The sequence below is a fragment of the Enterobacter sp. RCC_40 genome (genome assembly GCF_041360735.1).
Taxonomy (GTDB): Bacteria; Pseudomonadota; Gammaproteobacteria; order Enterobacterales; family Enterobacteriaceae; genus Enterobacter; species Enterobacter ludwigii.
Genome location: NZ_JBFUPR010000005.1, coordinates 241,084 through 251,950 on the forward strand (window position 1 = coordinate 241,084; position 10,867 = coordinate 251,950).

8 protein-coding genes and 5 tRNA genes are annotated in these 10,867 nt (G+C 53.0%); 12 read left to right on the top strand and 1 reads right to left on the bottom strand.

What is annotated here, in order from left to right:
- The first annotated feature begins 105 nt into the window (after positions 1 to 105).
- From eptB to dppF, 7 genes are all read left to right on the top strand, one after another.
- Complete coding sequence (eptB, locus tag AB6731_RS18115; protein ID WP_151887188.1) at positions 106 to 1,800, top strand: kdo(2)-lipid A phosphoethanolamine 7''-transferase; 1,695 nt, start codon at positions 106 to 108, stop codon at positions 1,798 to 1,800.
- Positions 1,801 to 1,891: 91 nt separating this feature from the next.
- Positions 1,892 to 1,968, top strand: a tRNA-Pro gene (locus tag AB6731_RS18120).
- Between the two features lie 620 nt (positions 1,969 to 2,588).
- A complete protein-coding gene (gene dppA / locus AB6731_RS18125) occupies positions 2,589 to 4,196 on the top strand; it encodes a dipeptide ABC transporter periplasmic-binding protein DppA (RefSeq protein WP_014168145.1) in 1,608 nt (535 codons plus the stop codon).
- A gap of 161 nt (positions 4,197 to 4,357) precedes the next feature.
- Positions 4,358 to 5,377: a dipeptide ABC transporter permease DppB gene (gene dppB, locus AB6731_RS18130; protein WP_371006632.1), complete on the top strand. Its 1,020-nt coding sequence runs from the start codon at positions 4,358 to 4,360 to the stop codon at positions 5,375 to 5,377.
- Between the two features lie 9 nt (positions 5,378 to 5,386).
- Entirely contained in the window at positions 5,387 to 6,289 is a 903-nt protein-coding gene (gene dppC, locus AB6731_RS18135) for a dipeptide ABC transporter permease DppC (protein WP_014168147.1), read from the top strand.
- A 10-nt stretch (positions 6,290 to 6,299) separates the two neighbouring features.
- A complete protein-coding gene (gene dppD / locus AB6731_RS18140; RefSeq protein ID WP_014168148.1) occupies positions 6,300 to 7,283 on the top strand; it encodes a dipeptide ABC transporter ATP-binding protein in 984 nt (327 codons plus the stop codon).
- Positions 7,280 to 8,293 carry a dipeptide ABC transporter ATP-binding subunit DppF gene (gene dppF / locus AB6731_RS18145; protein WP_020882631.1) on the top strand — a complete coding sequence of 338 codons (1,014 nt, stop codon included), beginning with the start codon at positions 7,280 to 7,282 and terminating at the stop codon, positions 8,291 to 8,293. The genes dppD and dppF overlap by 4 nt, the downstream gene beginning before the upstream one ends.
- A 50-nt stretch (positions 8,294 to 8,343) precedes the next feature.
- Here dppF and coaA read toward each other — a convergent pair whose 3' ends face one another.
- Positions 8,344 to 9,294, bottom strand: coding sequence for a type I pantothenate kinase (gene coaA, locus AB6731_RS18150; RefSeq protein WP_025206418.1), 951 nt, complete (start codon positions 9,292 to 9,294; stop codon positions 8,344 to 8,346).
- Positions 9,295 to 9,609: 315 nt separating this feature from the next.
- Here coaA and AB6731_RS18155 point away from each other — a divergent pair.
- The 5 genes from AB6731_RS18155 to AB6731_RS18175 form a co-directional block, all read left to right on the top strand.
- Positions 9,610 to 9,685: transfer RNA gene (locus AB6731_RS18155), tRNA-Thr, on the top strand.
- An 8-nt stretch (positions 9,686 to 9,693) separates the two neighbouring features.
- Positions 9,694 to 9,778: transfer RNA gene (locus tag AB6731_RS18160), tRNA-Tyr, on the top strand.
- A gap of 116 nt (positions 9,779 to 9,894) precedes the next feature.
- Positions 9,895 to 9,969 (top strand) — tRNA-Gly (locus tag AB6731_RS18165).
- Positions 9,970 to 9,975: 6 nt separating this feature from the next.
- A tRNA-Thr gene (locus tag AB6731_RS18170) sits at positions 9,976 to 10,051 on the top strand.
- Positions 10,052 to 10,169: 118 nt separating this feature from the next.
- Positions 10,170 to 10,867: elongation factor Tu (locus AB6731_RS18175; protein WP_281853208.1), on the top strand; the 698-nt coding region annotated here is incomplete at its 3' end.

Below are 10,867 nucleotides of genomic sequence, written 5' to 3' on the forward strand. Positions count from 1 at the left end.
CTTGTAGACGTTTCTGATAACGGTTTCTTACGCACTTACTTACTCTGTCTGCTTTCTCATCGAGATTAAGCGGGTCTCTATACCCCTTTCCCCAGGGTTGTTTGCATGAAATACATTAGGTCTCTTACCCAGCAAAGATTGTGTCTGATGCTGGCTGTCTATATCGGTTTATTTCTGAATGGCGCGGTGTTGTTCAGAAGAGTGGAAGGTTATTTAGAACATCTCACCGTAAGAAATGGAATTTTTGCCGCAATTGAAGTGTTCGGTTCCGTTCTCGCCACATTCTTCCTGTTACGCCTGCTCTCACTCTTCGGCCGACGCACCTGGCAAATTTTGGCCTCACTGGTGGTAATTATTTCCGCCGCTGCCAGTTATTACATGACCTTTATGAATGTCGTTATTGGCTACGGCATCGTCGCGTCGGTAATGACAACGGATATCGACCTCTCGAAAGAGGTGGTTGGAAAAGGGTTTATCGTCTGGACGGTATTAACCTGCCTGATCCCGCTCTTCTTTATCTGGAGTAATACCTGCCGCTATACGTTGCTGCGCCAGCTCCGCACCCGTGGGCAGCGAATCAGGAATATCGCCGTCGTTATCCTGGCGGCCTTGCTGGTATGGGCACCCATCCGCTTGATGGAAAAACAGCAAAAACGAATCGAAAAAGCGACGGGCGTGGATATGCCAAGCTATGGCGGCGTGGTAGCAAACTCCTACCTGCCCTCCAACTGGATTTCAGCGCTGGGTCTTTATGCCTGGGCGCAGGCGGATGAATCAAGTGATGTGAAATCGCTCATCAACCCAATGAAAAAATTCAGTTACGAAGCGCCGGGTAACCAACTCGATGATACCTATGTTGTCTTTGTTATTGGTGAAACGACGCGCTGGGATCATATGGGCATCCTCGGTTATGACCGGGATACCACGCCAAAACTGGCGCAGGAAAAGAACCTGGTGGCTTACCGGGGGTATTCTTGCGATACCGCAACCAAGCTCTCGCTGCGTTGTATGTTTGTTCGTGAAGGCGGTGCCAGTGATAACCCACAGCGTACCCTGAAAGAGCAGAACGTATTTGCGGTACTGAAGCAGCTCGGTTTCAGCTCCGATTTATTCGCGATGCAAAGTGAGATGTGGTTCTACACCAACACGCTGGCGGACAACATCTCGTATCGCGAGCAGATTGGCGCCGAACCACGTAACCGCGGCAAGAACGTGGATGACATGTTGCTCCTTGAGGAGATGTCACAGTCCCTGAAGAGCCATCCGCAGGGTAAACATCTGGTTATCCTGCATACTAAAGGCTCCCATTACAGCTATTACCAGCGTTACACGCGTGATTTTGCGAAGTGGCAGCCGGAGTGTGTAGGCATCAATAAAGACTGCAGCAAGCAGGAACTGATCAATGCCTATGATAACTCGGTTCTGTATGTGGATACGTTCCTGAGCCGGGTGATTGACCAGCTTCGTGATAAGAAAGCGATTGTTATTTATGCTGCTGACCACGGAGAGTCAATCAACGAGAAAGAGCATTTGCACGGTACGCCGCGCAAGCTGGCACCGCCTGAACAATTCCGTGTACCGATGATCATGTGGATGTCGGACAAGTACCTGGAAGACCCAGAGAAAGCGAAGATGTTTGCCCACCTGAAAAAAGAGGCAGACATGAAGGTGCCGCGTCGTCATGTTGAGCTGTATGACACCATTTTGGGTTGCCTGGGTTATACCTCTCCTGACGGCGGTATCAACGAAAATAACAACTGGTGCAAACTCCCTGAGAGTAAGGCGAAAGCCGCGCAGTAACGCGTCTGGCGAGAATATCGCCAGTTGAAGGGCTTTTTTAATTTAAGGGATTGACGGGGGCGCACCTCAGCAGTAAGATGCGCTCCGCATTCGGCGAGTAGCGCAGCTTGGTAGCGCAACTGGTTTGGGACCAGTGGGTCGGAGGTTCGAATCCTCTCTCGCCGACCACATTTAAAGAAGGGCTAACCGCAAGGTTAGCCCTTTTTGCATTAGCAGCTTACTCATCCTGATTCACCAAAACGCCCCTTATCCCGCCTTCTTCCTGTCTGTTAACGATTTTGTGACATAATCCATTGTATTTTTTTATATATAGATTGATCTTTTTTCGCGTTGCTTATGGATAACCTCAGCATTTTTCGCTGTGCGTTTTAACGTTCGCGGTATTTAGTGCTCAGATAATCACCGTTCTGCAAGAAAATTTACCCGATCTGAATAAAAGTTAATCACTGATTGTTGCGAAATATGAAGATAATTGTGCTGCAACATAGCGAGTAGCATAAATTTCCCTGCTGAAAACTGGCATACATAGTTTTTTTAATCTTTGTTTGCGGTTTCTCACACTCAGCGTAAATCCCCGCCACCTGTATTGACGTTTTCACATTCTGTTGACAGATTGTAGGGCATGAGGGGCATTTCAGGGACGATCTGCGCTGCAACTCAAACGCTCTTCTGAAAGGATTCTCCATCCCTTAAACGCCTTCGGGCATCACCGACCGGACCGGGTAAAAAATAAATAAAGGTCTGGCGGCGTAACACAACAAAGCAAAACATCACATTGGAGCAGAATAATGAGTATTTCCTTGAAGAAGTCAGGGATGCTGAAGCTTGGTCTGAGCCTGGTGGCTATGACCGTGGCAGCAAGCGTACAGGCAAAAACCCTGGTTTACTGTTCTGAAGGCTCGCCGGAAGGCTTTAACCCACAGCTCTTTACCTCTGGTACGACTTACGACGCAAGCTCTGTGCCTATCTATAACCGTCTGGTTGAATTCAAAACCGGTACCACGGAAGTGATCCCAGGTCTGGCGGAGAAGTGGGACGTCAGCGAAGACGGTAAGACCTATACCTTCCACCTGCGCCAGGGCGTGAAGTGGCAGGACAACAAAGAATTCAAACCAACGCGCGATTTTAACGCCGATGACGTTGTGTTCTCCTTCGACCGTCAGAAAAACGCTCAGAACCCGTATCACAAAGTGTCTGGCGGCAGCTATGAATACTTTGAAGGGATGGGCCTGCAGGACCTGATCGCTGAAGTGAAAAAAGTGGACGATAAAACCGTTCAGTTCGTGCTGACGCGTCCGGAAGCACCATTCCTGGCTGACCTGGCCATGGACTTCGCCTCTATTCTGTCTAAAGAGTACGCGGACAACATGCTGAAAGCCGGCACCCCGGAGAAAGTGGACCTGAACCCAATCGGTACCGGTCCGTTCCAGCTTCTGCAGTACCAGAAAGATTCCCGTATTCTGTATAAAGCCTTCCCGGGCTTCTGGGGCACCAAGCCGCAGATCGACCGTCTGGTCTTCTCCATCACGCCTGATGCTTCTGTGCGTTACGCAAAACTGCAGAAAAATGAATGCCAGGTCATGCCATACCCGAACCCGGCTGACATCGCGCGCATGAAGCAGGATAAAAACATCAACCTGCTGGAGCAGGCTGGTCTGAACGTGGGTTACCTCTCCTTCAACACCGAGAAGAAACCGTTTGATGACGTGAAAGTCCGTCAGGCGTTGACCTATGCGGTGAATAAAGAAGCGATCATTAAAGCGGTCTATCAGGGCGCGGGTGTTGCCGCCAAGAACCTGATCCCACCAACCATGTGGGGCTATAACGACGACGTTAAAGACTACACCTACGATCCTGAGAAAGCGAAAGCGCTGCTGAAAGAAGCAGGCCAGGAGAAAGGCTTTACCGTTGAGCTGTGGGCGATGCCAGTACAGCGTCCGTATAACCCGAACGCACGCCGTATGGCTGAAATGGTTCAGGCTGACTGGGCTAAAGTGGGCGTTCAGGCCAAGATTGTGACCTACGAGTGGGGCGAGTATCTGAAGCGTGCCAAAGCGGGTGAGCATCAGGCAGTGATGATGGGCTGGACCGGTGACAATGGGGATCCGGACAACTTCTTCGCTACCCTGTTCAGCTGTGCAGCCGCGAAAGACGGTTCTAACTACTCTCGCTGGTGCTATAAGCCGTTTGAAGACCTGATCCAGCCGGCGCGTGCGACCGACGATCACAACAAACGTATCGAGCTGTACAAACAGGCTCAGGTTGTGATGCACGATCAGGCTCCGGCTCTGATTGTGGCTCACTCCACCGTGTACGAACCAGTGCGTAAAGAAGTGAAGGGCTACGTGGTTGATCCACTGGGCAAACACCACTTCGAAAACGTCTCTGTTGAATAATAAGTAGGGTGTTCTCCCTCTCCTTCACGGAGAGGGCAGGGGTGAGGGCGTGCATGCATTCCCTCACCCTAATCCTCTCCTGAAGAGAGAGGGAATTTACATTTGTGAGCAATACAGACGTCACGCCAACTGGTTGTACGTCATCAGAGAGAATCCGGGTTATGTTGCAGTTCATCCTCCGACGTCTGGGACTTGTTATCCCCACGTTTATCGGTATCACCCTTCTCACTTTTGCCTTCGTCCATATGATCCCCGGCGACCCGGTAATGATTATGGCGGGCGAGCGTGGTATTTCACCTGAACGCCATGCACAGCTGCTGGCTGAGCTTGGCCTGAACAAACCACTGTGGCAGCAATACCTCAACTATATCTGGGGCGTGTTGCACGGTGATTTAGGGATTTCGCTGAAAAGCCGTCTTCCGGTGTGGGACGAGTTCGTGCCGCGTTTTAAAGCGACACTGGAGCTTGGTGTCTGCGCCATGATTTTCGCCACTGCGGTGGGTATCCCTGTTGGGGTCCTGGCTGCCGTGAAACGTGGCTCTATTTTCGACCATACGGCTGTTGGCCTGGCGCTGACGGGTTACTCCATGCCTATCTTCTGGTGGGGCATGATGCTGATCATGCTGGTCTCGGTGCAGCTAAACCTGACGCCGGTCTCCGGACGCGTCAGCGATATGGTCTTCCTGGATGATACGAATCCTCTGACCGGTTTTATGCTGATCGATACGGCTATCTGGGGCGAAGAGGGTAACTTCATTGATGCGGTGGCACATATGATCCTGCCTGCGATGGTGCTCGGTACCATTCCTCTGGCGGTTATCGTGCGTATGACCCGTTCTTCAATGCTGGAAGTGTTGGGTGAGGATTACATTCGCACCGCACGCGCCAAAGGTCTGACGCGTTTGCGCGTCATTATCGTTCACGCCCTGCGTAACGCCATGCTGCCGGTGGTGACCGTTATTGGTCTGCAGGTGGGGACGTTGCTGGCGGGGGCGATCCTGACCGAAACCATCTTCTCCTGGCCGGGCCTCGGACGCTGGCTGATTGACGCACTGCAACGCCGTGATTATCCGGTAGTGCAGGGCGGGGTATTGCTGGTCGCGACGATGATTATTCTCGTCAACCTGCTGGTCGATTTGCTCTACGGCGTGGTGAACCCGCGTATTCGTCATAAGAAGTAAGGGGCCATCATGTCACACGTTTCTGAAAATAAAGTGGTTACTGCACCGGTTCCCATGACGCCGCTGCAGGAATTCTGGCACTACTTCAAGCGCAACAAAGGCGCGGTTGTGGGGCTGGTTTATGTCTCTGTCATGATCCTGATTGCGGTGTTTGCCAACGTGCTCGCACCGTATAACCCGGCGGATCAGTTCCGTGATGCGTTGCTGGCACCGCCAGCATGGCAGGACGGCGGTAGCCTGTCGCACCTGCTGGGTACCGATGACGTGGGCCGCGATGTGCTGTCGCGTCTGATGTACGGTGCGCGTCTGTCGCTGCTGGTCGGCTGCCTGGTGGTCGTGTTGTCGCTGGTTATGGGGATCGTACTCGGTCTGGTTGCTGGCTACTTCGGCGGCATTATCGATAACATCATCATGCGTATCGTCGATATCATGCTGGCGCTGCCCAGCTTGCTATTGGCGCTGGTACTGGTGGCGATTTTTGGTCCGTCGATCAGTAACGCCGCGCTGGCATTAACCTTCGTGGCGCTTCCCCATTATGTGCGACTCACGCGTGCGGCGGTGCTGGTGGAAGTAAACCGCGACTACGTAACGGCCTCCCGCGTGGCGGGTGCTGGCGCGATGCGTCAAATGTTCGTCAACATCTTCCCGAACTGCCTGGCGCCGCTGATTGTTCAGGCGTCGCTCGGTTTCTCTAACGCCATTCTTGATATGGCCGCTCTTGGCTTCCTGGGCATGGGTGCGCAGCCGCCAACACCGGAGTGGGGCACCATGCTCTCCGATGTGTTGCAGTTCGCTCAAAGCGCCTGGTGGGTTGTGACCTTCCCGGGTCTGGCAATCCTGCTGACGGTGCTGGCATTTAACCTGATGGGTGATGGCCTGCGTGATGCACTTGATCCCAAACTGAAGCAGTAAGAGGCACGAGATGGCGTTATTAAATGTAGATAAATTATCGGTGCACTTTGGTGACGAAGGCACTCCGTTTCGCGCCGTGGACCGCATCAGCTACAGCGTAAATCAGGGCGAAGTGGTCGGCATTGTGGGTGAGTCGGGTTCCGGTAAGTCGGTCAGTTCACTGGCCATCATGGGGCTGATTGATTATCCCGGCCGCGTCATGGCCGAAAGTCTGGAGTTTAACGGTCAGGACCTGCAGCGTATCTCCGAAAAGCAGCGCCGCCAGCTGGTCGGTGCGGAAGTGGCGATGATCTTCCAGGACCCAATGACCAGCCTGAACCCTTGTTACACCGTGGGATTCCAGATTATGGAAGCCATCAAGGTGCACCAGGGCGGGAATAAGAAGACCCGGCGTCAGCGTGCGATCGATCTGCTGAATCAGGTTGGTATCCCTGACCCGGCATCGCGTCTGGACGTTTACCCGCACCAGCTCTCCGGTGGGATGAGCCAGCGTGTGATGATCGCCATGGCGATTGCCTGTCGGCCAAAACTGCTGATTGCGGATGAACCGACAACGGCACTGGACGTGACTATCCAGGCGCAGATCATCGAGCTGCTGCTGGAACTGCAGCAGAAAGAGAACATGGCGCTGGTGCTGATTACGCATGACCTGGCGCTGGTGGCCGAAGCGGCGCACAAAATTATCGTGATGTATGCAGGTCAGGTGGTCGAGACTGGCCATTCGCACGATATTTTCCGCGCGCCGCGTCACCCGTATACGCAGGCGCTTTTGCGTGCGCTGCCGGAGTTTGCCCAGGACAAAGCGCGCCTGGCATCACTTCCGGGCGTCGTACCGGGTAAATATGACCGACCGCAGGGCTGCCTGCTTAATCCGCGTTGTCCGTATGCTACAGACAAATGTCGTGCAGAAGAGCCAGAGCTCAATCTGCTTGCTGACGGTCGTCAGTCGAAATGCCACTACCCACTCGATGATGCCGGGAGGCCAACACTATGAGTACGCAACAGGCCACCACGCAACAACCGCTGTTGCAGGCTATCGACCTGAAAAAATACTATCCGGTGAAGAAGGGGCTGTTTGCGCCTGAACGCCTGGTAAAAGCGCTGGATGGCGTATCCTTTACCCTTGAACGCGGCAAAACGCTGGCGGTGGTCGGTGAGTCAGGCTGTGGCAAATCGACGCTGGGTCGTTTGCTGACGATGATTGAAGTCCCCACCGGCGGTGAACTCTATTATCAGGGACAGGACCTGCTCAAGCACGATCCGCAGGCGCAGAAACTGCGCCGTCAGAAAATCCAGATTGTGTTCCAGAACCCGTACGGATCGTTGAATCCGCGTAAAAAAGTGGGACAGATTCTGGAAGAGCCCCTGCTGATTAACAGCAATCTGAACAAAGAGCAGCGTCGTGAAAAAGCGCTGGCGATGATGGCGAAAGTGGGCCTGAAGACCGAGCATTACGATCGTTATCCGCATATGTTCTCTGGCGGCCAGCGCCAGCGTATCGCGATTGCGCGTGGTTTGATGCTCGACCCTGACGTGGTCATCGCCGATGAGCCGGTATCTGCCCTCGACGTTTCTGTGCGTGCGCAGGTGTTGAACCTGATGATGGATCTGCAGCAGGACATGGGGCTGTCGTACGTGTTTATTTCGCACGACCTGTCGGTTGTGGAGCACATTGCCGACGAAGTGATGGTGATGTATCTGGGGCGCTGCGTGGAGAAGGGGACAAAAGAGCAGATCTTTACTCATCCTCGTCACCCGTACACCCAGGCGCTGCTGTCTGCGACCCCGCGTCTGAACCCTGACGATCGTCGTGAGCGTATCAAACTGACGGGTGAATTGCCCAGCCCGCTGAATCCGCCTCCAGGCTGTGCATTCAACGCCCGCTGCAGTCGCCGCTTTGGCCCGTGCACCCAGTTGCAGCCACAGCTCAAGGATTATGGCGGTCAGCTGGTTGCCTGCTTCGCGGTCGATCAGGATGAGAATGGCGAAAAGCCGATGGCGTAATCCATCAATAAAAAAACCGGCGCTAAGCCGGTTTTTTTATGTCTGCGTGATTACTTGCGCAGACGGATCTGGTCGACAGCGTGTTTCTCACTCTTGGTGAGGATCAGGCTGGCACGCTCACGTGTGGGCAGGATGTTCTCTTTCAGGTTCACGTAGTTGATCTCATTCCACAGCCCTCGCGCCACATTAATGGCTTCTTCTTCAGAAAGCTGGGCGTAGTGGTGGAAATAGGAGTCAGGATCGGTGAACGCGCCTTCACGGAACTTCAGGAAGCGGTTGATATACCAGTTCTGCAGCAGGTCTTCCGGCGCATCGACATAAATAGAGAAATCGACGAAGTCAGAGACAAACACATGATGGGGATCGTGAGGATAATCCATCCCGCTTTGCAGGACGTTTAACCCTTCGAGGATCAGGATATCCGGCTGAACCACCGTTTTGTCTCCACCCGGGATGCGATCGTAGATCAGGTGCGAATAGACCGGAGCCGTCACGTTAGGCGCGCCCGATTTCAGGTCAGAGACAAATTTCACCAGACGGTGCATATCATAAGAGAGCGGGAAGCCCTTCTTCTTCATTAGCCCGCGTTCCTTTAACACCTCATTCGGGTGCAGGAAACCGTCAGTGGTGATGAGCTCCACGCTGCGGTGTTCTGGCCACCGGCTCAGTAACGCCTGCAATACGCGTGCGGTGGTGCTTTTACCGACGGCCACGCTGCCTGCAATGCTGATGATATAAGGAATGCGTTGGCCGTTCGTCCCGAGGAACTGCTCCAGCACCGCCTGACGGCGCAGGTTGGAGCTGATATAGAAGTTAAGCAAGCGCGAGAGTGGTAAATAGATTTCTGCCACTTCTTCCAGCGACAGATCTTCGTTTATCCCCTTTAACCGTGCGATTTCGCCTTCCGTCAGCGTCATCGGGACGGAGTCACGCAGTGCAGCCCACTGGCTACGGTTAAACTGAAGATAAGGTGTCATTAACGTTTGCTCTTTTTTGCTCATAAGCATGCTTCAGTGAGCCAGCACAACACAGCGCGTCCGGGCTCAACATAGTTAATTTTGGACAATGGGCAGGAGGTTAACACCAGATGACAGGAATAATAAGAAAAAATATGGGGAAGCGATGCTTTACGCGGGAGCCATCACGATACGGTATAAGTGGTGTAAATCGGGCGCTGATGTTGAATTTTTGACCTTGAGTGGATGAATTTACAGCGGTTAACCCTGGTTTCGAATAAAATGTGAGCGAAAGAACGTTTTATGCAATTTTTTAGTTGCATGACTGCGCATGTCTCCATAGAATGCGCGCTACTTGATGCCGACTTAGCTCAGTAGGTAGAGCAACTGACTTGTAATCAGTAGGTCACCAGTTCGATTCCGGTAGTCGGCACCATCAAGTCCGGTGGGGTTCCCGAGCGGCCAAAGGGAGCAGACTGTAAATCTGCCGTCACAGACTTCGAAGGTTCGAATCCTTCCCCCACCACCACTTTCTGGCAGCGTTAAGCCGCCGGAGCTGGTTTGAAAATTGAATCAGCTCGAACCTAAAAAGAGAGAAATCTCTTTTTTTGTTACAGAAAGAACTGGGTAGCCGAGTTTCAGGATGCGGGCATCGTATAATGGCTATTACCTCAGCCTTCCAAGCTGATGATGCGGGTTCGATTCCCGCTGCCCGCTCCAATACGTGCTGATATGGCTCAGTTGGTAGAGCGCACCCTTGGTAAGGGTGAGGTCCCCAGTTCGACTCTGGGTATCAGCACCACTTCACTTCTCCTTCCCGTTTCTCTCTGTTTCAATTTTACTGTATTCAACAATTCAGGCATTTCGCCTGGTTGATGTGGTGATATCACCGATTTATCCGTGTCTTAGAGGGACAATCGATGTCTAAAGAAAAGTTTGAACGTACAAAACCGCACGTTAACGTCGGTACTATCGGCCACGTTGACCATGGTAAAACAACGCTGACCGCTGCAATCACTACCGTTCTGGCTAAAACCTACGGTGGTTCTGCTCGTGCATTCGACCAGATCGATAACGCGCCAGAAGAAAAAGCTCGTGGTATCACCATCAACACCTCTCACGTTGAGTACGACACCCCGACTCGCCACTACGCACACGTAGACTGCCCAGGCCACGCCGACTATGTTAAAAACATGATCACCGGTGCTGCGCAGATGGACGGCGCGATCTTGGTTGTTGCTGCGACTGACGGCCCAATGCCTCAGACTCGTGAGCACATCCTGCTGGGTCGTCAGGTAGGCGTTCCTTACATCATCGTGTTCCTGAACAAATGTGACATGGTTGATGACGAAGAGCTGCTGGAACTGGTAGAGATGGAAGTTCGTGAACTGCTGTCTCAGTACGATTTCCCAGGCGACGACACTCCAATCGTTCGTGGTTCCGCGCTGAAAGCGCTGGAAGGCGACGCTGAGTGGGAAGCGAAAATCATCGAACTGGCTGGCTTCCTGGATTCTTACATCCCAGAACCAGAGCGTGCGATCGACAAGCCGTTCCTGCTGCCAATCGAAGACGTATTCTCCATCTCCGGTCGTGGTACCGTTGTTACCGGTCGTGTTGA